This is a genomic window from Leifsonia sp. Leaf336 (assembly GCF_001423695.1).
In the GTDB taxonomy this organism is placed as follows: Bacteria; Actinomycetota; Actinomycetes; order Actinomycetales; family Microbacteriaceae; genus Leifsonia.
In genome coordinates this window covers 652249-676327 of record NZ_LMOZ01000002.1, presented here as the reverse complement: position 1 = coordinate 676327, position 24079 = coordinate 652249, and the positions used below count along the sequence as shown (strand labels likewise).

Genomic DNA, 24079 nt, shown 5'->3' with positions numbered 1-24079 from the left:
CGACGCGCCCGCCGCGACGAGGCCTCCGCGACGAGAGTCGGAGGTCACCGAGCGGCGGCCGCCATCTCGACCAGCTCACGCGCATGGGCGAGGCCGCTCTCGGAGTCGGGGAGGCCCGACAGCAGGCGCGCCATCTCGGCGATGCGCTCGTCGCCGTCGAGTCGTCGCACACTCGACTCCGTGACCGCGCCGTCGCTGCCCTTGACGACCGTGAGGTGGTTCGTGGCGAACGCCGCCACCTGGGCGAGGTGCGTCACGACGATCACCTGGGAGGTCTCGGCCAGCCGTGCGAGCCGGCGGCCGATCTCGATCGCGGAGGCCCCGCCGACGCCGGCGTCGATCTCGTCGAAGATGAAGGTGGGCACCGGATCGGTGCCGGCGATGACCACCTCGATAGCGAGCATCACGCGGGAGAGCTCGCCTCCGGACGCGCCCTTGCCGAGCGGCCGCGGCTCCGCGCCGGGGTGCGGCCGGAGCAGGATGGCGACCTGGTCGCGGCCGCTGGCCGTGAACTCCTCGCGCTCGGTGACCTCCACGACGATCCGGGCGTCGGGCATGGCCAGCGCGGACAGTTCGTCGGAGACCGCCTCGGCGAGGCGCTCCGCGGCTTCGCGCCGACGCTCGCCGAGATCGGCGGCCAGTTCGGCCACGAGGGTGGCATCGGCCTCGACCTCGCGCGCGAGCTCCTGGATGCGGTCGGCGTCGCCGTCGAGCTCGAGGAGGCGCAGGCTGCCGGTCTCGAGCGTCGCGATGACGTCGTCGAGAGCCGGGCCGTACTTGCGGACGAGCCCGGCGAGCTCGGCGCGACGCTCCTGGACGAGCTCCAGCTCACGAGCGCCGTCGGTGTCGAGCGCGGCCAGATACGTGGAGAGCTGCGCGGCGATGTCGGAGACGAGGTAGCCGGCATTGGCGACGGCGTCGGCCAGCGGCCGCAGCTCGGCGTCGTGCGGCGCGACGCGCTCCAGCTGGCGGCGCGCGTTGTCGAGCAGGCCGAGGGCGTCGGCGCCCTCCGACTCTTCGGCCGACAGCAGCTCGCGCGCCCCCGCCGCGGCAAGACGGAGCTCCTCGAGGTTGGTGAGGCGCTCGGCGCGCTCGGCGAGTTCGTCGTCCTCTCCCGGCTGCGGCGCCACGGTCTCGATCTCGGCCATCGCGGCGCGGAGGTCGTCGGCCTCGCGGGCACGGCGCTCTTGGTCGGCGACCAGTTCGTCGAGCTCGGAGCGGTTGTCGCGCCAGCGGTGGAAGACCTGGGCGTAGGTGTCGACCCGCTCGGCGAACTGCGGGCCGGCGAACCGGTCGAGCGCCTCGCGCTGAGCGACGGCCGAACGCAGCCGGATCTGGTCGGACTGGCCGTGCACGACGACGAGCTGCCCACCGAGCTCGGTCAGCACGCTGACGGGCGCGCCCCGCCCTCCGACGACCGCGCGCGAGCGCCCCTCGGCCGAGACCGAGCGGCTGAGCACCAGCTCAGCCTCTCCCCCGCCGAGCTCGTCGACGTCTCCGCCGGCGTCGCGCACGCGTTCGACCACGTCGCCCGCTCCCGCCACCCGCCAGCGGCCCTCGACCCAGGCCTGCGGGCTGCCGACGCGCACAGCGCCCGTGTCGGCGCGCTCGCCGAGCAGCAGCCCGAGCGCCGAGACCACCATCGTCTTGCCCGCGCCGGTTTCGCCCGTGATGGCGGTGAAGCCGGCTCCCAGCGGGAGGGACGCGTCGGCGATGACACCCAGGTCGCGGATCGAGATCTCCTCGATGCCTCCACGCACGTCACTCACGGCCGGCCGGCCCCCGCCACCCGGTCACGGGCAGGTCGAACTTGTGCACGAGCCGATCGGTGAACGGCCCCTGGTGCAGACGGGCCAGCCGCACGGGGATCGGCGAACGGCGGACCACGACGCGGGCGCCGCGCGGGAGGTCGAACGCCCGGCGGCCGTCGCACCAGAGGATGCCCTCCCCGCCGGCACGGTCGAGCAGCTCGATGGCCAGCGACGAGTCGGCGTCGACCACGAGCGGCCGCGAGAACAGCGCGTGCGCGCTGAGCGGAACCAGCAGGAGGGCGGCGACACCCGGCCAGACCACCGGGCCGCCGGCGGAGAACGAGTATGCGGTCGAGCCGGTCGGTGTGGACATCACGACGCCGTCGCAGCCGAAGCTCGACATCGGCCGGCCATCGACCTCGATGACGACCTCGAGCATCCGCTCGCGGCTGGCCTTCTCGACCGTGGCCTCGTTGAGCGCCCAGCTCTCGTAGACGACCTCTTTGCCGACTTTCACGCGCGCGGAGAGCGTCATGCGCTCCTCGACCTCGTAGTCTTTGGCGAGCCCGCGCGCGACCGCGATCTCGAGATCGTCGCGCTCGCTCTCGGCGAGGAAGCCGACATGGCCGAGGTTGACCCCCAGCAGCGGTGCCGTGCAGCCGCGGACGAGCTCCGCCGCGCGCAGGATCGTGCCGTCGCCTCCGAGCACGATCACCAGCTCGAGATCGCTGGCGCGCACTTCGTCGCCGAGCACGGCGACCGCGTCCAGGTCGGGAGCGGCGACAAGCAAGTCACGCCGTTCGTCTTCGCTGAGCACAGGGACGACACCGGCGGCCACGAGCTGCCGGCAGACCTGCACGCCGGCATCGAGCGAGTCGTGACGACCGGTGTGCGCCACGACGAGGATGTATCGCTGCGCGTCACCCGATGCCGTCACGTCGCCTCCTCACGCGTTCGTCGATTCTTCTGGCTACGTCCCTCCATTCTGTCGGTTTTCGCGCGGCGAATGTGCGGAGGCGCCGGAATTGTGGAGAACGTTCACTCCGGGGCGGCTGTGGAGGCCTCCTGCACCCGCGGGCCCACGACCCAGCGGCCCGACCGGATCAGTTCGCGCCGACGTGCGCGGATCGCGAACAGCTGCACTCCGAAGACCGCGACTTCGGCGAGCAGCTGGCCGGCCAGCGCCCCCGTGCCGTCCCAGACGAGCGCACCGACGAAGATGGCCGGAAGCCCGATGACCGCGCCGACGGCCGCCGAGCGCGCGATGGCGCCGACGCGCCCGAGCGTGACGAGCATCACGGCACCCGTCGCCATGCTGGCGCAGACCACCGCGAGGTTGGCTCCCGCGATCGCTGCGGCGAGCGGGGGGATGTCGACCGTGCCGGAGAAGACGAACTCCGCGGCGACGGGGGCGGCGAAGGCGAAGGCGATGCCGCAGAGCACCCCGACCAGCGCGGTCACCAGCGTCGCGCGCACGGCCCGGGCGATCCGCCGCGACGGGTCGATCTCCCGACCGACCCAGCCCTTGAGCACGTACTGCTGCGTCAGGACGACCTGCTGGACCATGCGTTTGAGGCGATCCACGGAGGCGTAGATCAGCGTGGCGTTGACGGAGCCCAGCGTCGCGACCGTCGTGCCGAGCGAGAGGTAGATGGACGAGAAGATGTTCGTGCTCAACGCGTGGCCCTGCATACGGATGACCGTGAGGATGCGGCGGGGTCCGAGCGCCCGCAGGTCCGCGGGCCGCGTGCCCAGCACGAGCGCTGCAGCCACCGGGGGCGACAGGGAGGCGACGAGCAGCGCCAGCGGGTAGAGCACGAGCGGCAGGCCGGCCGAGATCGCGAGCGCGGACAGCGCGACCAGGACGGTGCGCGGCATCACCTCGGTGAGGAGGAACAGCCGCGGCCGCATCATGCCGACGAAGATCCACCCGGCCCCCAGCGCGGCGAGCCCGCTCGCGAGGGCGATCAGAGCCGAGATCGCCCCGAAGCTCGGTGTGAGGACGAACGCGATCGGAAGGGCCAGGGCGAGCACGGGGACGGCGACGATGCCTTTCGTGACGAGGGAGGTCGCGAACACCCTCCCCCGGTTGCGCGGCGACATGCGCGCCACCCGCTGACTGCCGCTCAACCCCCAGCCGAGCTCGATGATGACGCCGGCGGTGCCGCCCAGCGACTGGCCGATGGCGATCGCGGCCCACGCTCCGCTCCCGTACGCGGACGTGATGGCGGGGAGGGCGATGAGTGGCGACACCGCGTTGAGCACCGGCACCGCGAGGTAACCGATCAGAACCGAGAACAGTGCGCGCACCCGGCCGAGAATAAGCGCGCGATCGACCGCGAATCCGCCGATGCCGCCCGCACGGGCGAATGATCGCCCGTGGATTCACTCCGCGAGGGACTGCACCCGCTCCAGCCAGTCGGTCGGGTTGGCGCCGCCCTCGGTCAGGTGCACCAGGAACTCGCGGTTGCCGTGCGATCCAGCGATCGGCGACGCGATCACGCCGGCCGTTCCGAGCCCGAGATCCCACGCGCTCCACAGCACGCCGCCCACCGCGTCCGCGCGCAGTCCCGCGTCGTGCACGATGCCCTCCCGCACGCCCGCGCGGCCGACCTCGAACTGCGGCTTGACGAGCAGCACGAAGTCGGCGGACGCATCGGCGACCTCCCGCAGTGCCGGGAGCACCTGGGTGAGCGAGATGAACGAGAGATCCGCCACGACCAGCTCGGGGCGCTCGTCGGCTCCGACGAGGGCCCCGAACGAGGCGCGGGTCAGCTCGCGCACGTTGACGCCCTCGTAGGAGGTCAGCCGTGGGTCGCCCTCCAGCTCGCGCGCGAGCTGCCCATGACCGACATCGACCGCGATCACCCGCCGGGCGCCTCGCTCGAGCAGCACCTGGCTGAAGCCGCCCGTGGAGGCTCCCGCGTCGAGCGCGAACCGGCCGGACACCTCCACGCGGAAGGCGTCGAGGGCAGCGATGAGCTTGTGCGCTCCCCTGCTCACGTAATGGTCGGCACCGGCGACCACGACCTCCTGGTCGTCGCCGACCTTGGCGGAGGCCCGGACGACCGGCCTACCGTCGACCGTCACGAGACCGGCCGCGATCAGGGTCGCCGCGTGCGTCCGCGACCGGGCGAGCCCGCGCGCGGCCAGGGCGACGTCGAGCCGTTCAGCCATGTCGAGGAGCGTCGGCGCCCTCGAGCCGCGCCGACAGCTCCGCGTGCAGCTGCGTGTACGCTGCTGCGCGCTCACTCAACGGCTGCTCCTCGATCACGTCGAGCAGCCCCAGGAGGCCGTCGCCCGATTCCTCGGTGGTCGGCCGGCTCTCGCCGTCGCCCGCGTTCGATCCGCCCTGCATGCCCGACACCTTACCCGGCCTCGCTCGCTACTCGACGAAGACGCCGCTGAGCGTCTTCTTTCCGCGTCGCAGCACGACCATCCCGCCCGGGAGCAGGTGATCGCCGACCGCGGACTCGGCGTCTTCGACCTTGGCGTTGTTGACGTACACGCCGCTCTGCGCGACGGCGCGGCGCGCCTCGCCGAGGCTCTTGGTGAGCCCGGTGTCCACGAGCGCCTGAGCGATCGTGGTGGAGGCCGCGGTCGTCGTGTTGGGCAGCTCGCGCAGCGCGGACTCGAGGGTCCCCTTGTCCTGTCCGGCCAGATCGCCCTGCCCGAACAGCGCCTCGGACGCCGCGATGACCGCCTCCGTCGCGTCCACGCCGTGGATGAGGGACGTCACTTCGTAGGCGAGGCGGCGCTGCGCCTCCCGGCGGAACGGCTCCTCCGCCACGGCACGCTCCAGACGCTCGATCTCGTCGCGGTGCAGGAACGTGAAGACCTTGAGGCGATCGATGACGTCGGCGTCGTCGGCGTTGAGCCAGAACTGGTAGATGCGGTACGGGCTGGTGAGCTTCGCGTCGAGCCAGATCGCGTTGCCCTCGCTCTTGCCGAACTTGGTGCCGTCGCTGTTCAGGATGAGCGGGGTGCCGATGGCGTGCGCGTGCGCGCCCTCCACCTTGCGGATCAGGTCGGTGCCGCTGGTGAGGTTGCCCCACTGGTCGCTGCCGCCGGTCTGCAGCACGCAGCCGTACTGGCGGTACAGCTCGAGGAAGTCCAGCCCCTGGAGGATCTGGTAGCTGAACTCGGTGTACGAGATGCCCTCGTCGGAGTTCAGGCGCGCGGCGACGGCGTCCTTCTTGAGCATCGTGCCCACGCGGAAGTGCTTGCCGATCTCGCGCAGGAAGTCGATCGCCGACAGCGGCGCCGTCCAGTCGAGGTTGTTGACCAGGCGCACGGCGTTCTCGCCCTCGGAGGACAGGAAGCGGGTGACCTGCTGCTGCAGGTAGCCGACCCACTCCGACACGGTCTCCTTGGTGTTGAGCGTGCGCTCGGCGGTCGGCCGCGGGTCGCCGATGAGGCCGGTGGACCCGCCGACGAGCCCGAGGGGCTGGTGGCCGGCGAGCTGGAGGCGACGCATCAGCACGAGCTGCACCAGGTTGCCCAGGTGGAGGCTCGGCGCCGTGGGGTCGAAACCGCAGTAGTAAGTGATGGGGTCGCCGGCGAGGAGCTCCTTGAGCGCCGACTCGTCCGTCGAGACGTGAACGAGTCCGCGCCATTCGAGCTCGTCCCAGACGTCGGCGAACGTCGGGTCGTTGGTCTGCGCGCTGAGCCTCTGCTCTGCGCTGCTCCGTTCTGCGGCTGCGGCGGTTTCTGGCACGTCCCCCAGGCTAGCAGCGGGCGTTCATCGGGCTTGATCCAGCGCTCAGGTCTGAGTTCCTGATAATCCTTGAGTCAGGTCCGAAACCCTGATATCATCACGATCAGGTTATCAGCCCTGATTGGAGGGTGCGCCATGTTCGTCATCACGGCCGACCAGGTCGACAGTCGCGGCCGACCCGACATCGTCGCACCGGTGCTCGCCGGGCTCAACGAGCGCTCGGGCGACCGGCTCCTGCTCCCGGTCGACCGCAACGCCGGCGACGAGCTGCAGGCCCTCACCGCCGACGCGGACACTGCCTTCGACATCGTGACGACCCTGGCCCGGGGCGACGCATGGAGCGTCGGCCTCGGAATCGGCGGCGTCCGCACGCCGCTCCCCTCGCACACGAGGGAGGCGGGAGGCGACGCGTTCGTCGCCGCTCGGGAGGCCGTGACCCGTGCCAAGCGCGCCCCGACCCGATTCGCCGCGACCGCGATCGCCGCCCCGCAGCCGGCCGCCGACGTGGAGGCGCTCATCGGCCTCCTGCTCACCCTGCGCGCGGGCCGCAGCGAGGCGGGCTGGGAGCTGTACGACCTCGTCTCATCCGGACTGACCCAAGCGGAGGCCGGAGCCCGGCTGGGCATCACCCCCCAGTCGGCCAGCGACCGCGCCCGCGCCGCCGGGCTGCGCGCCGACCTGGCGGCGCAGCCCGCCCTGGTTAGGCTGTTGCAGAGCGCCGACGCCGCCCAGGCCACGAGCACCGGATGACCGCCGCCGCCCCGCGCACCTCCGACAGACCGACCGCCGACCGAACGTGAGCCGCATGACCGCCCTGCCTCTGACCCAGTTCTTCGCGACCGCACTGCCGATCGCGCTGTGGGCGCTCGCGCTGGTGGTCGCCATCGCGTCCGTCTGCTGCGTGATCGCCACCCTGCGCACCCCGCGGCGCCCGCTCGTCTACACGGCGGCGGGACTGCTGGCCCTCGCGTTCCTCCTGGTCGCGATCCCGCAGCAGGGCGCTCCCCTGATCTTCCGGGTGCTGATCGGCATCGTCGCCCTGGTGCTGAGCGTGATCGGCGGCGGGCCGGCCGCCCAGCTGACCCTCGCCCTCGCCACGCGCAGCACGGCGGTCCCCGGCATCCACGGCGGCATCGTCGTCCACGACCGCGTGAGCGGGGTGGAGGAGACCAGGGAGGTGCTGCGCGGCGGCACGACCATCGGCTTCCTCGAGCGGTTCGCGACCACCGGTGCGATCATGGCCGGCTTCCCCGAGGCGCTCGGCGTGCTGATCGCGATCAAGGGCGTCGGCCGCTTCACCGAACTGGAGGCGCCGGAGGCCCGCGAGCGGTTCATCATCGGCACGCTGGTCAGCCTCATCTGGGCCTGCGTCTGCGCCGGCCTCTTCCGCTTCGCCGCCGGCTGACCCGCCGCGCGCCGAGTCGAAGGGCACGTTGTTGTCCCTTTCGGCGCTCGAAAGGGACAACAACGTGCCCTTCGGCGGCATGAGAGGGGCGCTCAGTCGTGCGACTTGGGGTGGCGTTTGTAGGGCGACACCGTCGGATCGCCGGGGATCCAGTAGCGCCAGGGGAACGCGAGCCCGCCTCCCGCGCCCGAGACGCCGGTGCGCGGTCCGGTCTCGTACTCGGGCTGCACGCTCGCCAGCTGGAGGTCGAACGGAGGCGCGAACAGATCGGCGCCGTCGTCCGCGAGCCGGATGCCCGTCGCCACCACCAGTCGTGCCGGCCCTCGCGCAAGATCGCGCGCCGCCACCACGCGACCGGACGGCCCCGGGCGACGATGCAGCGCGAGCTCGGCGCCCTCGACGACCTCCCCCGCGCGCAGGAGAACGGCGGAGGCCTCCCCTTCGGGCGAGCACACGATGTTCGCGCACACGTGCATCCCGTAGGTGAAGTAGGTGTACAGGTACCCCGGTTCGCCGTACATCACCGCGTTGCGCTTGGTGCGCCCGCGGAAGGCGTGCGAGCCGGGATCGAGCCCGTCGCCGATGTAGGCCTCCACCTCGGTGATGCGCACCGCGACCGCACCCTCGTCCGTCTCGTGCCGGAGCACGGCGCCGAGCAGCCGGGGTGCGACCTCGAGCGACGACGCCAGGAGGGCGTCGCGACCAGGGCGGTAGAGCGTCACGTCAGAAGACGCGGCCGCCGGCCACGACGGTCACGATGAGCCCGACGACGATCACGACGACAGCGACGACGACGATCGCCGGGATGAGCCACCCGGGCCGGTGACGGCCGGCCTGCCCGGCCATCAGCCGAGGTCCCGGCGGGTCGCGGCGAGCGTCTGAGTGAGGGTGCGGACCCGCTCGGTCAGCGTCGCCAGCTGGTCGGCGACCCGGTCGGGAGCCGTGCCGCCGACGCCGGCGCGGCTGGCCACGGAGCCCTCGACCGTCAGCACCGAGCGCACTTCCGGCGTGAGCAGCGGCGACACGGCCGCCAGCTGCTCGTCGGTCACGTCGCTCAGCTCCAGCCCGTTGTCCTCGGCGAACTTCACCAGGCTGCCGGTGATCTCGTGCGCGTTCCGGAACGGCACGTGCTGCTTGACCAGCCACTCGGCCACGTCGGTCGCCAGCGAGAACCCCTGCGGCGCGAGCTCCGCCATCCGGTCGGTGTGGAAGCGCAGCGTCGCCACCATGCCGGCGAACGCCGGCAGCACGACCTCGAGGGTCTGCACCGAGTCGAACACCGGCTCCTTGTCCTCCTGGAGGTCGCGGTTGTACGCGAGCGGGAGGCCCTTGAGCGTCGTGAGAAGGCCGGTCAGATTGCCGATCAGACGCCCCGCCTTGCCGCGCGCGAGCTCGGCGATGTCGGGGTTCTTCTTCTGCGGCATGATCGACGACCCGGTCGAGTAGGAGTCGTCGAGGGTCACGAACCCGAACTCGCGCGTGTTCCAGAGGATGATCTCCTCGGCGAAGCGCGACAGGTCGACGCCGATCTGCGCGGCGATGAAGGCGAACTCCGCCACCACGTCGCGCGCAGCGGTTCCGTCGATCGAGTTCTCGGAGCTGGCGGCGAAGCCGAGCTCGCGGGCCACGAGCTGCGGGTCGAGCCCGAGGGTGGAACCGGCGAGCGCGCCGGAGCCGTACGGCGACACGTTGGCCCGGCGGTCCCAGTCGGCGAGGCGCTCCAGGTCGCGCACGAGCGGCCAGCAGTGCGCGAGCAGGTGGTGCGCGAGCAGCACCGGCTGGGCGTGCTGCAGGTGCGTGCGGCCGGGCATGACGGCGGCGGGGTGAGCGTCGGCCTGGGCCGCGATCGCGTCGACCAGGGCGATCAGGCGCTCGGCGATGACACCCGCGTGGTCGCGGAGGTAGAGCCGGACGAGCGTGGCGATCTGGTCGTTGCGGCTGCGTCCGGCGCGGAGCTTGCCGCCGAGGTCGGCGCCAGCGCGCTCGATCAGGCCGCGCTCCAGCGCTCCGTGCACGTCTTCGTCGCTCTCGGCCGCCACGAACGCTCCGGAGGCGACGTCGGCGTCGAGGGAGTCGAGGGCCGCGATCATGCCGGCCAGCTCGTCGTCGGTCAGGTAGCCGGCAGCGGCCAGGGCGCGCGCGTGGGCGCGGGAGCCGGCGATGTCGTAGGCCGCCAGCGCCCAGTCGAAGTGCGTCGACTTGCTGAGCGCGGCCAGCTCGGCCGACGGTCCGCTGGCGAAGCGGGCGCCCCAGAGCTTGCCCTCGTCGGTCTTGCCCACACCGTCCGCGGTCATGCGGCCTCCTCGTTCTTGTTCAGCAGCCAGGCCAGCAGGGCCTTCTGGGCGTGGAGGCGGTTCTCGGCCTCGTCCCAGATCACCGACTGCGGGCCGTCGATCACGTCGGCGGTCACCTCCAGGCCGCGGTAGGCCGGCAGGCAGTGCAGGAACACCGCGTCGTCCGCCGCGAGGGCCATCAGGCCGGCGTCGACCGTGTAGTCGCCGAAGACAGCGACGCGCTCGGCCTTCTCGTCCTCCTTGCCCATCGACACCCACGTGTCGGTGATGACCACGTCGGCGCCCGCCGCCGCCTCCCGAGCGTCGGTGAGCACGGACACCGAGCCGCCTGTGCGCTCCGCGATCGCCCGGGCGTCGGCCACCACCGCCTCGCTCGGCGCGTATGCGGCCGGCGCGGCGATGCGCACGTGCATGCCGGCGGTCGCACCGCCCAGGAGGTACGAGTGCGACATGTTGCTGGCGCCGTCGCCGAAGAACGCGAGCGTGAGGCCGGCCGTTCCGCCCTTGTGCTCACGGACCGTCTGGAGGTCGGCGAGGATCTGGCACGGGTGGAAGTCGTCCGAGAGGGCGTTGACCACCGGCACCCTGGTGCCCTCCGCCATCTCCTCCAGGCCGGCCTGGGCGTAGGTGCGCCAGACGATCGCGGCGACCATGCGCTCGAGCACGCGGGCGGTGTCGGCCAGCGACTCCTTGCCGCCGAGCTGGCTCTCGCCGCTCTGGATGATGAGCGGGCTGCCGCCGAGGTCGGCGATGCCGACCGCGAACGACACGCGCGTGCGGGTCGAGGTCTTGTCGAAGATGACGGCGACGCTCTGCGGGCCGGCGAGCGGCTTCGCCGAGAAGCGGTCGGCCTTCAGCCGTGCGGCCAGCTCGAGCACCTCGAGCTGCTCGGTCGGGCTGAGGTCGTCGTCGCGGAGGAAGTGACGGGTCATCGTGGTCCTTGGTCTGCGCCTGCTCGGCGCGTGCGGGAGGGGAGGTCAGAGGGCGGCGAGGGCGCGGCCGAACTTCTCGCGGAACTCCGCGAGCTCGGCGTCGCCGACGATCAGCGGAGGCGCCAGACGGAGGCTCGACTCGTTGGGCGCGTTGATGATGAGCCCCTGGGCGAGGGCGGCGTCGGAGAGGCGGTGCGCCTCCCCGTCGGTGAGCCCCACGCCGATCAGGAGGCCGGCGCCGCGGATGTCGCCGATCAGGGGCGAGTCGTACGAGCGCAGGATGGCGCGCAGCTCCTCCCCGCGGCGTGCCGCGTTGCCGATCAGGTCGGCGCGCTCGATCTCGCCGATCACGGCGTTGCCGGCCGCCGTGGCGAGCGGGTTGCCGCCGAACGTCGACCCGTGCTGGCCCTGCGTGAACAGCTCCGACGCACGCCCGAAGGTGATCAGCGCGCCGATCGGGACGCCGCCGGCGATGCCCTTCGCGACGGTGATCGCGTCCGGGAGGATGTCGGCGTGCTGGTAGGCGAACCAGCGGCCGGTGCGGCCGACGCCGGTCTGGATCTCGTCGATGATGAGGAGGGCGCCGTGCTGCTCGGTCAGCTCGCGCGCACGCTGCAGGAAGCCCTCCGGCAGGTCGAGCACGCCGGCCTCGCCCTTGATCGGCTCCACGAACAGGGCGGCGACCCGGTCGTCGATCGCGGCCTCCAGCGCGTGGATGGTCGAGTCGATGTGCTCGACACCTCCCGGCAGCGGCTCGAACGCCTCGCGCATCGGCGGCTTGCCGGTGAGGGCGAGCGATCCCATGGTGCGGCCGTGGAACGCGTTGTGCAGCGCCAGGACGCGCGTGCGCTTGCCGTGGGGTCCCTTGTTGAGGCGGGCCAGCTTGAACGCCGCCTCGTTGGCCTCCGCACCGGAGTTGCCGAACAGGATGCGCCCCTGCTCGCCGGCGCCGGTGATCGACCGGAGGCGTTCGGCGAGCTCCAGCTGCGGCGCGGTGGAGAAGTAGTTGGACACGTGCGCGAGCGTGGCCACCTGGCTGCTCACGGCCTCCACCAGAACCGGGTGGGCGTGGCCGAGCGAGTTGACGGCGATGCCCGCGAGGAAGTCGAGGTACTCGTTGCCGTCGACGTCCCAGACCCGGCAGCCCTCCCCGCGCGCCAGCATCACCTTGGGCGTGGCGAGCGTGCGCATCATGGCGTCGCCGAAGCGCAGCTTCCAGCGCCCTCCGGTGACCGTTCCCGTGTCGCCTGCGAGTCGTGCGCTCATGCGGGCACCACCTCCGTTCCGATTCCGGACTGCGTGAACACTTCGAGCAGGATCGAGTGCGCCACGCGTCCATCGATGATCGCAGCCTTGGGCACGCCGCCGTCGACCGCATCGAGGCAGGCCGACATCTTGGGGATCATGCCCGACTCGAGCGCCGGCAGCAGCTCGCGCAGCTCGGGCGCGGCGATCTTCGACAGCAGCGAGTCGCGGTTGGGCCAGTCGCTGTAGAGCCCGGCGACATCGGTCAGGATGACCAGCTTGGCGGCGCCGAGCGCGACGGCGAGCGCCGCGGCCGCGGCGTCGGCATTGACGTTGAGCGACTGACCGGGGTCGTCGATGTCGGGCGCGATCGAGGAGACCACGGGGATTCGCCCGGCGTCGAGCTGGGCGAGCACTCCCTCCGGGTTCACGCCGATCACGTCGCCGACGAGGCCGAGATCGACCTCTTCTCCATCGACGACGGCTCCGCGCTTGCGGCCCTGGAAGAGCCCGGCGTCCTCACCGGAGAGCCCGGCGGCGAGCGGGCCGTGCTTGTTGATGTTGCTCACGATGTCACGGTTGATCTGACCGGTCAGCACCATGCGGACGACGTCCATGGCCTCCGGCGTCGTGACACGGTAGCCGCCCCGGAACTCGCTGTCGATGCCCAGCCGGTCGAGCATGGCCGAGATCTGCGGGCCTCCGCCATGCACGACGACGGGACGCAGACCGGCGTAGCGCAGGTAGACGATGTCTTCGGCGAACGTGCGCTGGAGGTCTTCGCTCACCATGGCGTTGCCGCCGAACTTCACGACGATGATGCGGTCGTGGAAGGTCTTCAGCCACGGAAGCGACTCGATCAGGGTCGCGGCCTTCGCCGCGGCGTCGGCGTGCTCGGCCGCCTCGGCGGCCGCGTCTGCAGTGTCGTCTGTCGTCGTCATCTCAGCTGGAGTAGGCACTGTTCTCGTGCACGTAGTCGTGGGTCAGGTCATTGGTGAGGATGGCGGCGCTCTCGTCGCCCGCGTGGAGGTCGATGAGCACGTGCACGGCGCGCGGGGTCAGGTCCACGAGGTCGCGCGGCTGGTCGGGCTCCCCCGCCGTGCACACCTGCACGCCGTTGATCGCGACGTCGATGCCGTACGGGTCGAACTCGGCGTCGGTCGTGCCGACCGCAGCGAGCACGCGGCCCCAGTTGGGGTCGTTGCCGAAGATCGCCGCCTTGAACAGGTTGGAGCGCGACACCGCCCGGCCGACGGTCACGGCGTCGTCCTCGGTGTGCGCGTTGACGACCTCGATCGTGACGTCGTGGGAGGCGCCCTCCGCGTCCTCCTGCAGCTGCTTCGCGAGGCTGCGGCACACCTCCGTGAGAGCGAGCGTGAACTCGTCGAGGTCGGGGGTGACGCCGCTCGCGCCGGAGCCGAGGAGCGCCACGGTGTCGTTGGTCGACATGCAGCCGTCGGAGTCGAGCCGGTCGAAGGTCACCCGCGTCGCGGAGCGGAGGGCGGCGTCGAGCTGGTCGGAGTCGAGCATCGCGTCGGTCGTGATGACGACGAGCATCGTCGCGAGGCCGGGCGCCAGCATGCCGGCTCCCTTGGCCATGCCGCCGACCGCCCAGCCCGCGGCGGAACGCTGCTCCGCCTGCTTCGGCCGCGTGTCGGTGGTCATGATGGCCTCCGCCGCGCCGAGCCCGGAGTCGCCCGCGAGCGCCGTCGCCGCCTGGGCGACGCCGGCCGTGAGCTTGGCGACGTCGAGCTGCTCGCCGATCAGACCGGTCGAGCACACCAGGACGTCGCCCGCGGACACGCCGAGCGCCTCGCCGACCGCCTCCGCCGTCGTGTGGGTGGTCTGGAAGCCTTGCGAGCCCGTGTAGCAGTTCGCGCCTCCGGAGTTGAGGACGATCGCCGAGACCACGCCGTCGGCGATGACCTGCTTGCTCCAGATCACCGGATTGGCCTGGCAGCGGTTGGTGGTGAACACCGCCGCCGCCGCCGTGAGCGGGCCACGGTTCTGCACGAGCGCGAGATCGCGCTTGCCGCTCGACTTGAGCCCGGCGACGACACCGGCAGCCGCGAACCCCTTCGCTGTTGTCACGCTCATGGTGCGACTCCGTTCACGCTCAGACCGGTCGTCTCGGCGAGGCCGAGGGCGATGTTCGCGGATTGGATCGCCGCTCCGGCCGTTCCCTTGTACAGATTGTCGATCGCGAGGACCGTTACGACCCGGCCCGCGGCCTCGTCGAGGGCGACACCGATCAGGACGGTGTTGGCGCCGAGCACATCGGCGGTGCGCGGCACCGTTCCGGCCGGCAGCACGTGCACGAACGGCTCGTCGGCGTAGGCCGCCTCCCAGACCTCCTGCACCTGCGCCGCCGTCACGCCCGGCTTCACTCGGGCGGTGGAGGTGGCGAGGATGCCGCGCGACATCGGCACGAGCACCGGCGTGAACGACAGCGTCGGCGCGCTCGCGCCGGCCTTGCGCAGGTTCTGCTGGATCTCGGGGATGTGCCGGTGCGTGCCACCGACCGCGTACGGGTTGGCGGAGCCCAGGATCTCGCTCGCGAGGTACATCGTCTTGAGCGACTTGCCCGCGCCCGACGGGCCGACCGCGAGGACGCTCACGATGTCCTGCTCGTCGATGACGCCCGCGTGGAGGCCGGGGGCCAGCGCGAGCGACACCGCGCTCGCGTTGCAGCCGGGGGCCGCGATCCGGGTCGCGCCGGCGAGGTTCGACCGCTGCTTGGCGCCGTCGGCGCCGACGATCAGCTCGGGGACGCCGTACGCCCACGATCCGTAATACTCGCCGCCGTAGAACGCGGCCCAGTCGGCCGGGTCCTCCAGCCGGTGGTCGGCACCCGCGTCGACGACCAGGGTGTCGGCGGGCAGCTGCGCCGCGATCTCCCCGGACCGGCCGTGCGGGAGGGCGAGGAAGACGACGTCGTGGCCCGCGAGGTTCTCCGCCGTGCTGTCGGTGAGGGTGAGGTGGGCCAGCGAACGCAGGTGGGGCTGGTGCGCGACCAGCGGGTGTCCGGCGTTCTGGTGGGCGGTGACGGTGCGGATCTCGAAATCGGGATGATCGGCGAGGATGCGCAGCAGCTCGCCGCCCGCGTACCCGGAGGCACCGGCGACGGCAACCGAGAAAGTCATGCTTGTTCCTTGATGAGTGGACGACAGGGGGCCGAGACTCCGGCGGCGCCCATGTCCGACCCGCCAAGGGTCGCCCGAACGCCGCCTAGATTCGGCGGTCGCGCAGGCGTCGGCGCATCGAGGTGGCACCGACGTTAAGCATGCAGCAACCCTACCGCCCTCTCCCCGGCCGCCGCCAAATCGGCGCCGTCACACAGCAGAGGGAGGCCGAGGCTACTCGCGGATGTGCGCTCCGTAGAGCTCCTCGGCGCGGGCGGCGCCGGCGAGCTTCGCTTCGCTGGCCTCCGCGGCGGTGAGCGTGCGGTCGTCGGCGCGGAAGCGCAGGGCGAAGGTCAGGCTCTTGTGCGCGACCGGGAGGCCCGCGCCGCGGTAGTCGTCGACGAGCCGGATGTCCTCCAGCAGCTCCCCTGCGCCGTCGCGCACCGCCGCCAGCACCTCGCCGGCCGGCACCTCGTCGCGCACGACGAGCGAGAGGTCCTGCGTCGCAGCCGGGAACCCGGCGATGACACCCGCGACGATGTCCGCGGGGGCGACCGCGATCAGCGCGTCGAGGTCGAGCTCGTAGAGCGCGACCACGCGCGGCAGGTCGAGCTCCTCGGAGATCGCGGGCAGCAGCTCGCCGGCGTAGCCGACGACCACCCGCGGCCCGTCGGCCGAGTGCGCCACCAGCTGGGCGGTGCGCCCCGGGTGCAGCGCCTGGTGCCGGCTCTGCACGGGCTCGATCGTCACGCCGACGGCGGTGGCCGTCTGCTGGACCGCCGCGAGAGCATCCGCAAGGCCCGCCGCGACCGGGGCCTGGCCCGGCTGCTTCTCCACCACGTTGCCCAGGATGAGGCCGCCGAGGTGGCGCGGCTGCGCCGGGATGCCCGCGTTGAGGCCCGCGAGCAGGTCATCGCTCGGCAGGGCGGCGCCCGGGGGCAGCTCCGCGCTTCCGAGCTGGGCGCCCGTCGGCAGGAAGACCGTGCCGAGTTCGTAGAGCCGCAGGTCGACCAGGCCGCGCGCGAGGTTGCGCTTGGCGGTGTCGAGGAGTCCCGGCAGCAGCGACGTGCGGAGGTACGGCGTGGTCGCGTCGAGCGCGTTCGCCAGCCGCACGGCGGCAACCCCGCCGGCCTCCGGCGACCCGAACAGGTCGTTCTGGGCCTCCGAGACGAACGGGAACGCCATCACTTCGGTGGCGCCGTTGTCGGCGAGCATCTGCGCCACACCGCGGCGCAGCTTCTGCGCGCGCGACAGCCCACGCCCGGGAGGCGCGACCGGCAGCACGGACGGGATGCGGTCGAACCCGACGATGCGGGCGACCTCCTCAGCCAGGTCGGACTTGTCGCGCAGGTCGGGACGCCAGCTCGGCGGCACCACCAGCAGCGCGTCGCCGTCCCCGGTCACCGCTCCGCCGATCTCGGCGAGAGCGCCGCGCACCTCGTCGTCGGTGAAATCGACGCCGATCAGATTCGGGATGTAGTCGTTCGGCAGCCGGATCGGCTCGGCGTCCTCCGCCGTGTCGAGCAGTGAGCCCAGCTCGTCGGCGTGGCCGCCCGCGAGCTGCTCGAGCAGCTGCACCACGCGAGCGGCGGCCGCGACCGCCACACGGGGGTCCACGCCGCGCTCGAATCGCTTTGAGGCCTCGCTGGGAAGCTTGTGACGGCGCGCGGTGCGCGCGATCGACACCGGGTCGAAGTTGGCGGCCTCCACGAGCACGTTGCTGGTGCCCTCGCCGATCTCGGTCGACGCGCCGCCCATCACGCCGGCGAGACCGATCGCGCCGGACTCGTCGGTGATGAGGAGGTCCTCCACGTCGAGCGTGCGGGTCTGGTCGTCGAGCGTCACGAGCGTCTCGCCCGGGTGGGCGCGGCGCACGACGATGCCGCCGGCGAGCTTGTCGAGGTCGTAGCCGTGGATCGGCTGGCCGAGCTCGAGCATCACGTAGTTCGTGATGTCGACGATCAGCGAGATCGAGCGGATGCCGGCGAGCTTGAGGCGCGCGACCATCCACGGCGGAGTCGGCCGGGAGCCGTCGACGTCGCGGACGACCCGCGTCACGAACACGCTCGCGCCGACGCGACCGCGGATCGGGTCGCGGTCGTCGATGGTGACGCTGAAACCGTGCGCGTGCGCGCCGGCGGAGTGCACGTGGACGGCCTCCGCGGGGTCGCGGAACGCCGCTCCGGTCGCGTGCGAGTACTCGCGGGCGATGCCGCGGATCGAGAACGCGTAGCCGCGGTCGGGGGTCACGTTGACCTCCACCGCGGTGTCGTCGAGCCCGAGCAGCGAGATCGCGTCGGCGCCGACCTCGGGGTCGAGACCCAGCGTCGACAGCCGGAGGATGCCCTCGTGGTCGTCGCCGAGCCCCAGCTCGCGCGCGGAGGCGATCATGCCGTCGGACACGTGACCGTAGGTCTTGCGCGCGGCGATCGGGAACGGCCCGGGCAGCACGGAGCCGGGAAGGGTCACCACGACCTTGTCGCCCACGAAGAAGTTGCGGGCGCCGCAGACGATGCCGTGCACGGGGTCACCGCCGTCGGCAGCCTTCTCGCCGTCAGCCGCCACACGCACCTGGCACCAGCGGATGGTCTTGCCGTTGCTCTGCGGCTCCTCCACGAAGTCCAGCACCTGACCGACGACCACCGGGCCGCTGATCTCGAAGGTGTGGACGTCCTCCTCTTCGAGACCGACGGACACGAGGGCGGCGTGGACCTCCTCGGCCGTGGTTCCCGGCTCGAGGTCGACGTACTCGCCGAGCCAACTCAGGGGGACGCGCATCAGACCACCATTCCGAACTGCTGGGAGAACCGGACATCGCCTTCGGCCATGTCACGCATGTCTTTGACGTCGTTGCGGAACATCAGCGCCCGCTCGACGCCCATCCCGAACGCGAACCCGGAGTACACCTCCGGGTCGATGCCCGCGGAGCGCAGGACGTTCGGGTTCACCATGCCGCAGCCGCCCCACTCGATCCAGCGGGCGCCGCCCTTGAAGGTCGGGTGCCAGAGGTCGAGCTCGGCGCTCGGCTCGGTGAACGGGAAGTAGTTGGGCCGCAGGCGCACGCGCGCCTCGTCGCCGAAGAGCGCCTTGACGAAGTGGTCGAGCGTGCCGCGCAGGTGCGCCATCGTGAGCCCCTTGTCGACCGCGATGCCCTCGACCTGGGTGAAGACCGGGAGGTGCGTCGCGTCGAACTCGTCAGTGCGGAACACCCGGCCCGGGGCGATGCGGTAGACCGGCAGCTCGTTGCCGAGCAGCGCGCGCAGCTGCACCGGGGAGGTGTGGGTGCGCAGCACCAGGTGCGAGTCGGTCGGCTCGACGAAGAAGGTGTCCTGCATCGCGCGCGCCGGGTGATCGGCGTCGAAGTTGAGGGCGTCGAAGTTGTACCACTCGCTCTCGAGCTCCGGCCCCTCCGCGACCTGCCAGCCCATCCCGACGAAGACATCGGCGATGCGCTCCTGCAGCAGGCTCAGCGGGTGCCGTGCGCCGGGGGTCCACCGGCTCGGGAGGGCGGTGACGTCCACGGCCTCCGCGGCCAGCCGGGCGGCGTCCTCCGCGGCCGCGATGTCGGCCTCCTTGGCGGCGAACGCCTGGCTCACGCGGCCGCGCGCACCGCCGACGAGCTTGCCGGCGGCGGCCTTCTGGTCGCCGGGAAGCGAGCGGATGGCGGCGTTCAGCCGAGCCAGCGGCGAACCCTCCGCGGTGTGGTCGTGGCGGACGGCCTTCAGCGCGTCCGAGGTGTCCGCGGCGTCGATCGCGGCGAGCGCCGCCGCGACGGCCGACTCGACGGACTCCTCGGTGATTTCGGTGGATTCAGACACGGTTCCCCAGTCTAGTCGGCGGAGGTGGAGGCTAGTCGGCGGAGGTGGAGGTCTCGTCGGCGGAAGTGGCGGCGCGCGGCGACCCGGGCGGTGCGGGGCTCACTCCCCGGCGTACACCAGGTACGCGGCCTCCCACAGCCGGCCGGGCGCCGGGACGCTGAGCCCGGCGAGCAGCAGGGTCAGCTGGTCGATCAGCGTGTGCCATCCCGCCGCGAAGTCGGGCGCCGAGCGCAGCCGCCCGGCGCCGAAAGTGTCCTTCACTCCGTCTTGCACGAGCGACAGCAGGGTGCCGTCGCGGGTCTCCTCGATGCGGATGCTCACTGCGGAGTCGCCCCAGGTGAAGCGCAGCTGGGCGCGCTCGTGGAGGTCGAGGACCTCGAGCTCCTGGACGGCGCCCTCGACGTTCTCGTCGCCGAGCCGCATCACATCGCCGGCACGCAGCCGGCGTTCGCGAACGGGATCGTCCGGCCACTCGACCACCGGCCATAGCCAGCGGCCAACCCGGTCGGGCAGGGTGAGCGCGTCCCAGACATCGCCGAGCGGCGCGTCGAGCACCCGCTCGAGCGCGACGGCCGATCGGTCGCCCGTCCGCTCGATCGTGGCGGGCACCAGGGCGGCCTCGCCGCGGCGGTACTCGTCGAGCGCGGCGTCGAACGCCGCCGGATCGGCCGCCTCGCCGAGGTAGCCGTCGTGCTCCTGCGGCGACGCCTCCCCGCCGAGCTCGCGCGCGAGATGGGTGAGGACGTCCTGCCAGCCCGCTCCGTAGACGGAGGCCGTCACGGCCTGCACGCGCCGGTGGGTCAGGGTCAGCAGCACGCGGTCGTCTCCAGCGTGCTCGATGGTGACCTCCAACTCGGTCTGCGCCTCGGTCTCCCCCGCGCCGCTGTACCGCCACGCGACGAGGAGGCGTTCCTGGGGCTCGCAGGCGAGCACGCGGCCGTCGACCACGGCGTCCGTGTCCGGCGCGCCCATCTCGAGGCGGAATCCGTCGGCCGTCGCCTCATAACGACCGATCCAGCGTGCCAGCCGCTCCGGCTCGGTGAGCGCGGCCCAGAGCTCCGCCGGAGTCGCCGGGTACTCGCGCTGGACCGTCACGGAGCGGCGCGCGCCGTCGAGGGCGATCTCTCCCCAGAGGGTCATGACGCCTCCCGTGTGCTGTGTGTCGAGGTGCGGTGCGGCCGGGTCTTGCGACCGCGGACGAGTTCGGTGCCGAGCGCGTCGAGACGCTGCTCCCAGAAGCCGGCGAGCTCGTCGAACCACGACGCAGCCTCCTGGAGGCCCGCGCGATCGAGCGCGTACACCCGCCGCTGGCCGTCGACGCGGGAGACCACGACGCCGGCCTCCCTCAGCACGCGCAGATGCCGGGAGGCGGCGGGCTGCGTGATCCCGAACTCGTCGGCAGCGTGCTCCGCGAGCTCCCCCGCCGAGCGCTCACCGCGCGCGAGCAGCTCGACGAAGCGCCGGCGAACCGGGTCGCCCACTGCCTCGAGACCGTCCATGCGGCCAATCTATCAAGCTGACGTTATATAACGCAAGCCTTATCGATTCAGATCGAACGCTGGGCGAACGCCGACTCGTAGAGGCAGACCGAGGCGGCCGTCGCGAGGTTCATCGACTCGGCGCGGCCGTAGATCGGGACGGTCACCACCCGATCGACCAGGCCGAGCAGTTCGTCGTCGAGCCCGTGGGCCTCGTTGCCGAACACCCAGGCGGTCGGCCGGGCGAGCTGCCCCTCCTGACGGGCGGCGAGGAGGTCCTCCCCCTTGATGTCGGCGGCCAGCACCTGCAGCCCCGCCGAGTGCGCACGGCCGATCACGTCGGCGAGGTCTGCGCCGACGGCGACCGGCACGTGGAACAGCGAACCCGTCGTCGACCGAACGACCTTGGGGTTGTAGAGGTCGACCGTGCGCCCGGTGAGCACCACCGCGTCGGCTCCGGCCGAGTCGGCCGCCCGGATGATCGTGCCGGCGTTGCCCGGGTCGCGCACCTCCTCCAGCACCGCGACCAGGCGGGGCTCGTCGGCGAAGATGTCGCGGACGGAGGTCGGGAACTGCCGGCACACCGCGACGAAGCCCTGCGGCGTGACGGTGTCGGCCATCGTGTCGAGGACGTGCTCGGTGACGAACTCGACGTCGACCCCGGCCTCCACCGCCGTCTGGGCGATGTCCGGGTAGCGCTCCAGAGCCGTCGGGGTCGCGTACAGCTCGACGACGAGCTCCGGACGGTAGGTGAGGGCTTCAGAGACCGCCTGCGGCCCCTCGAGCAGGAAGAGGCCGGTCTCGGCCCGGGCGGGACGCTTCGCCAGCTTCGCAACGGCGCGGACGCGCGGAGAGCGCGGGTTGTCAAGCATGCGCTCAGCATATCGGCGGACTCGCACGGTGATCCGAACGGCCTTCCGTCTCGTGTCATCTGCAGAACAGGAACCACACCTCGGAACCAGACCGAAGGAGACGGACCCATGCGAGCACCCATCCGAGCAGCACTGATCGCGGGAGGCGCGGCTGTCGCGCTGACCCTGGGCGCTGCCGGCGCCCTGGCGGCGACCGGCGCCGACGACCACCCGCGCGTGACCCAGGACGACAGCGTCGCGACGTCGACATCGACGTCGACGCCCCGCCCGGTGCCGGCGACGACCCCGCCCGCGGCCGTGGTCGACGACCACGGCGTCGACGACCCCGCCGCCCACGATGTCGGCGACGACCACGGCGTCGACGACCCCGCCACCCACGACGTCGGCGACGACCATGGCGGCAGCCGCGGTTCCGACGACTGACCACGGCTGCCCGGGGACGACGAACGGCCCGGCCGACGCGAGGTCGACCGGGCCGTCCGGTTCGTTCTGAGGCGCTGGTTAGGCGGCGGCCTCGGCCTTCGGAGCCGAGGTGTCGGCCGGGAGGGCCTTCTTCGCCGTCTCGACGAGGGCCGCGAAGGTCGCGGGCTCGTTCACGGCCAGCTCGGCGAGGATGCGACGGTCGACCTCGACGCCCGCCAGGCCCAGGCCCTGGATGAGGCGGTTGTAGGTGAGGCCGTTGGCGCGGCTCGCGGCGTTGATCCGCTGGATCCAGAGACGACGGAAGTCGCCCTTGCGCTTGCGGCGGTCGTTGTAGGAGTACACCAGCGAGTGGGTGACCTGCTCCTTGGCCTTGCGGTAGAGGCGCGACCGCTGTCCGCGGTAGCCCTCGGCGCGCTCGAGGATGACCCGACGCTTCTTGTGGGCGTTGACAGCCCTCTTCACTCTTGCCATTAGTCGTTATTCCTTACGTGCGTGTCGGGGAGGAGCTCTACTTGCCGATCATCCGGCGGACGACCTTGGCGTCCACCTCGGGAACGACCTGGTCCTGGTTCAGTCGGCGGGTGCGACGGCTGGACTTGAGCTCCAGGTTGTGGCGCATGCCGGCCTGCTGCTTCATGACCTTGCCGCTGCCGGTGATCTTGAAGCGCTTCTTGGCGCCGGAGTGGGACTTCTGCTTGGGCATTACTTCTCCTCGTTCGTCGCCTGGGCGGGCGAACTCTCTTCGGACTGAGCAGCGTCGGCTGTCTCAGCAACCGCGTCCTGGTCGCGCCCCTGGGCGCGCGCCTTGGAAGCGGCACGTTGTGCGTTGGCCTCGGCCTTGGCCTCGGACTTGTTCTTGAGCGGGCTGATGATCATCACCATGTTGCGGCCGTCGATGGTGGGGTTCGACTCCACCTGGCCGAGCTCGGCGACGTCCTCCGCGAAGCGCTGCAGGAGGCGGACACCCTGCTCCGGGCGCGACTGCTCGCGGCCCCGGAAGAGGATCATCGCCTTCACCTTGTCGCCGGCCTTCAGGAAGCCCTCGGCGCGCTTGCGCTTGGTCTCGTAGTCGTGCTTGTCGATCTTGAGGCGGAACCGGACCTCTTTGAGGATGGTGTTCGCCTGGTTGCGCCGGGCCTCCTTGGCCTTCTGCGCAGCCTCGTACTTGAACTTGCCGTAGTCCATGATCTTCGCGACCGGCGGCTTGGAATTGGGCGCGACCTCGACCAGGTCGAGGTCGGCCTCCTGCGCGAGTCGGATGGCGACCTCGATCTTGACGACGCCGACCTGCTCTCCGCTGGGGCCGACGAGTCGAACTTCGGGGACGCGGATACGGTCATTCGTACGGGGTTCGCTGATGTCAGTCTCCTCTGATGAGCGATGCTTCGAGTGCTCGCGCCGCCGTGAGACGGTTCGGAGAAAGGAGGGATTCCACGCACCAGCGCAGCCCCGCGGCCCGATTTTCCCGAAGGATTCGCATCGCAGGGCTGGTGCAGCACCCTGGCTACCTCCGTGCTGACGCACGTCGGCGGAGTGCAACGACCCGGTAACCTGTAAAACGGTCAAGCGCGGGTGGGAGGAATCTCCACTTTCGTCCCGAGGCAGATGCCCCGGAGCCCGAACGATTCTAACAGAGGAAAGCAGTGAGCGACACATCCCCCACTCCCGACAGCTTCTCGTACGAGGAGGAGGCGATCGCCGACGCCACCCGCGACATCGCCGAGGTGCCTGCGGTGGAGGTCATCACCACCACCGCGGTGCACCTGATGAGCGCGGCGGCCGTCAAAGTCGGCCTCGCCGACGACCCGGAGCGCCAGACCGACCTCGACGAGGCGCGCAAGCTCATCGACGCCCTCGCCGGACTGGTCACGGCGAGCGCCGCGCACCTCGGCGATCAGCACGCGCGCAGCCTCCGCGACGGCCTCCGCTCGCTGCAGCTGGCCTTCCGCGAGGCGTCGCCGTTCCCCGACGAAATCGGCAAGGGGCCGGGCGAGAAGTACACCGGCCCGGTGAGCTGAGCCG

At 71.6% G+C, this 24079-nt stretch carries 26 protein-coding genes; 4 read left to right on the top strand and 22 right to left on the bottom strand.

The annotated features are described in order from the left end of the window. Nucleotides 1–44: 44 nt before the first annotated feature. From recN to tyrS, 6 genes are all read right to left on the bottom strand, one after another. Complete coding sequence (gene recN, locus ASF88_RS12070) at nucleotides 45–1769, bottom strand: DNA repair protein RecN (protein ID WP_082518925.1); 1725 nt, start codon at nucleotides 1767–1769, stop codon at nucleotides 45–47. After that, a complete protein-coding gene (locus ASF88_RS12065) occupies nucleotides 1762–2688 on the bottom strand; it encodes an NAD kinase (RefSeq protein ID WP_055918562.1) in 927 nt (308 codons plus the stop codon). The genes recN and ASF88_RS12065 overlap by 8 nt, the downstream gene beginning before the upstream one ends. 101 nt (nucleotides 2689–2789) lie before the next feature. Further along, nucleotides 2790–4061, bottom strand: a complete 1272-nt coding sequence (locus ASF88_RS12060) for a hypothetical protein (RefSeq protein WP_055918559.1) — start codon at nucleotides 4059–4061, stop codon at nucleotides 2790–2792. A gap of 75 nt (nucleotides 4062–4136) precedes the next feature. Continuing rightward, nucleotides 4137–4928: a TlyA family RNA methyltransferase gene (locus ASF88_RS12055; protein WP_055918556.1), complete on the bottom strand. Its 792-nt coding sequence runs from the start codon at nucleotides 4926–4928 to the stop codon at nucleotides 4137–4139. After that, entirely contained in the window at nucleotides 4921–5109 is a 189-nt protein-coding gene (locus tag ASF88_RS12050) for a hypothetical protein (protein ID WP_055918552.1), read from the bottom strand. Before ASF88_RS12050 ends, ASF88_RS12055 begins: the two co-directional genes overlap by 8 nt. 27 nt (nucleotides 5110–5136) lie before the next feature. After that, entirely contained in the window at nucleotides 5137–6468 is a 1332-nt protein-coding gene (tyrS, locus tag ASF88_RS12045) for a tyrosine--tRNA ligase (protein ID WP_055918550.1), read from the bottom strand. Between the two features lie 135 nt (nucleotides 6469–6603). On the opposite strand from tyrS, the gene ASF88_RS12040 reads away from it, so the two are divergent. Both ASF88_RS12040 and ASF88_RS12035 read left to right on the top strand, forming a co-directional pair. Then, on the top strand, nucleotides 6604–7218 hold the full coding sequence (locus tag ASF88_RS12040) for a hypothetical protein (RefSeq protein WP_055918546.1): 615 nt from the start codon (nucleotides 6604–6606) through the stop codon (nucleotides 7216–7218). 55 nt (nucleotides 7219–7273) lie between these two features. Next, on the top strand, nucleotides 7274–7873 hold the full coding sequence (locus ASF88_RS12035) for a hypothetical protein (RefSeq protein ID WP_055918544.1): 600 nt from the start codon (nucleotides 7274–7276) through the stop codon (nucleotides 7871–7873). Nucleotides 7874–7965: 92 nt separating this feature from the next. Here the strand turns inward: ASF88_RS12035 and ASF88_RS12030 are convergent, their stop codons facing one another. The 13 genes from ASF88_RS12030 to ASF88_RS11975 form a co-directional block, all read right to left on the bottom strand. After that, nucleotides 7966–8595, bottom strand: a complete 630-nt coding sequence (locus ASF88_RS12030; RefSeq protein WP_055918541.1) for a DNA-3-methyladenine glycosylase — start codon at nucleotides 8593–8595, stop codon at nucleotides 7966–7968. A gap of 1 nt (nucleotide 8596) precedes the next feature. Further along, entirely contained in the window at nucleotides 8597–8719 is a 123-nt protein-coding gene (locus tag ASF88_RS21060) for a hypothetical protein (RefSeq protein WP_268765649.1), read from the bottom strand. Next, a complete protein-coding gene (argH, locus tag ASF88_RS12025; protein WP_055918538.1) occupies nucleotides 8719–10167 on the bottom strand; it encodes an argininosuccinate lyase in 1449 nt (482 codons plus the stop codon). Before argH ends, ASF88_RS21060 begins: the two co-directional genes overlap by 1 nt. Beyond that, on the bottom strand, nucleotides 10164–11099 hold the full coding sequence (argF, locus tag ASF88_RS12020) for an ornithine carbamoyltransferase (protein WP_055918535.1): 936 nt from the start codon (nucleotides 11097–11099) through the stop codon (nucleotides 10164–10166). The genes argH and argF overlap by 4 nt, the downstream gene beginning before the upstream one ends. A 45-nt stretch (nucleotides 11100–11144) precedes the next feature. Next, entirely contained in the window at nucleotides 11145–12365 is a 1221-nt protein-coding gene (locus ASF88_RS12015) for an acetylornithine transaminase (RefSeq protein ID WP_055918530.1), read from the bottom strand. Then, on the bottom strand, nucleotides 12362–13285 hold the full coding sequence (gene argB / locus ASF88_RS12010; protein ID WP_055918527.1) for an acetylglutamate kinase: 924 nt from the start codon (nucleotides 13283–13285) through the stop codon (nucleotides 12362–12364). Before argB ends, ASF88_RS12015 begins: the two co-directional genes overlap by 4 nt. A gap of 1 nt (nucleotide 13286) precedes the next feature. Beyond that, nucleotides 13287–14441, bottom strand: a complete 1155-nt coding sequence (gene argJ, locus ASF88_RS12005) for a bifunctional glutamate N-acetyltransferase/amino-acid acetyltransferase ArgJ (protein ID WP_055918524.1) — start codon at nucleotides 14439–14441, stop codon at nucleotides 13287–13289. Beyond that, nucleotides 14438–15487: an N-acetyl-gamma-glutamyl-phosphate reductase gene (gene argC / locus ASF88_RS12000; protein ID WP_055918522.1), complete on the bottom strand. Its 1050-nt coding sequence runs from the start codon at nucleotides 15485–15487 to the stop codon at nucleotides 14438–14440. Before argC ends, argJ begins: the two co-directional genes overlap by 4 nt. Before the next feature lie 213 nt (nucleotides 15488–15700). Next, the gene (gene pheT / locus ASF88_RS11995) at nucleotides 15701–18244 is read right to left on the bottom strand and encodes a phenylalanine--tRNA ligase subunit beta (protein WP_055918519.1); all 2544 of its coding nucleotides are present in this window, start codon (nucleotides 18242–18244) and stop codon (nucleotides 15701–15703) included. Next, on the bottom strand, nucleotides 18244–19284 hold the full coding sequence (gene pheS, locus ASF88_RS11990) for a phenylalanine--tRNA ligase subunit alpha (protein ID WP_055918515.1): 1041 nt from the start codon (nucleotides 19282–19284) through the stop codon (nucleotides 18244–18246). The genes pheT and pheS overlap by 1 nt, the downstream gene beginning before the upstream one ends. A gap of 99 nt (nucleotides 19285–19383) precedes the next feature. Further along, the gene (locus ASF88_RS11985; protein WP_055918512.1) at nucleotides 19384–20424 is read right to left on the bottom strand and encodes an SRPBCC domain-containing protein; all 1041 of its coding nucleotides are present in this window, start codon (nucleotides 20422–20424) and stop codon (nucleotides 19384–19386) included. Next, nucleotides 20421–20783, bottom strand: coding sequence for an ArsR/SmtB family transcription factor (locus ASF88_RS11980; RefSeq protein WP_157498316.1), 363 nt, complete (start codon nucleotides 20781–20783; stop codon nucleotides 20421–20423). Before ASF88_RS11980 ends, ASF88_RS11985 begins: the two co-directional genes overlap by 4 nt. A 47-nt stretch (nucleotides 20784–20830) precedes the next feature. Continuing rightward, nucleotides 20831–21634: a TrmH family RNA methyltransferase gene (locus ASF88_RS11975; protein WP_055918506.1), complete on the bottom strand. Its 804-nt coding sequence runs from the start codon at nucleotides 21632–21634 to the stop codon at nucleotides 20831–20833. A gap of 108 nt (nucleotides 21635–21742) precedes the next feature. Between ASF88_RS11975 and ASF88_RS11970 the strand changes: the two genes are divergently transcribed. Then, nucleotides 21743–22057, top strand: a complete 315-nt coding sequence (locus ASF88_RS11970; RefSeq protein WP_055918504.1) for a hypothetical protein — start codon at nucleotides 21743–21745, stop codon at nucleotides 22055–22057. A gap of 78 nt (nucleotides 22058–22135) precedes the next feature. Here the strand turns inward: ASF88_RS11970 and rplT are convergent, their stop codons facing one another. From rplT to infC, 3 genes are read right to left on the bottom strand one after another with little or no spacing between them, the layout of a single operon-like run. Then, nucleotides 22136–22528: a 50S ribosomal protein L20 gene (gene rplT, locus ASF88_RS11965; protein WP_055918501.1), complete on the bottom strand. Its 393-nt coding sequence runs from the start codon at nucleotides 22526–22528 to the stop codon at nucleotides 22136–22138. Nucleotides 22529–22565: 37 nt separating this feature from the next. Then, nucleotides 22566–22760, bottom strand: a complete 195-nt coding sequence (gene rpmI / locus ASF88_RS11960; RefSeq protein WP_055918497.1) for a 50S ribosomal protein L35 — start codon at nucleotides 22758–22760, stop codon at nucleotides 22566–22568. Next, nucleotides 22760–23416: a translation initiation factor IF-3 gene (gene infC, locus ASF88_RS11955; RefSeq protein ID WP_157498381.1), complete on the bottom strand. Its 657-nt coding sequence runs from the start codon at nucleotides 23414–23416 to the stop codon at nucleotides 22760–22762. The genes rpmI and infC overlap by 1 nt, the downstream gene beginning before the upstream one ends. Nucleotides 23417–23700: 284 nt before the next feature. Between infC and ASF88_RS11950 the strand changes: the two genes are divergently transcribed. Then, complete coding sequence (locus tag ASF88_RS11950) at nucleotides 23701–24075, top strand: DUF1844 domain-containing protein (protein ID WP_055918493.1); 375 nt, start codon at nucleotides 23701–23703, stop codon at nucleotides 24073–24075. Nucleotides 24076–24079: the final 4 nt, after the last annotated feature.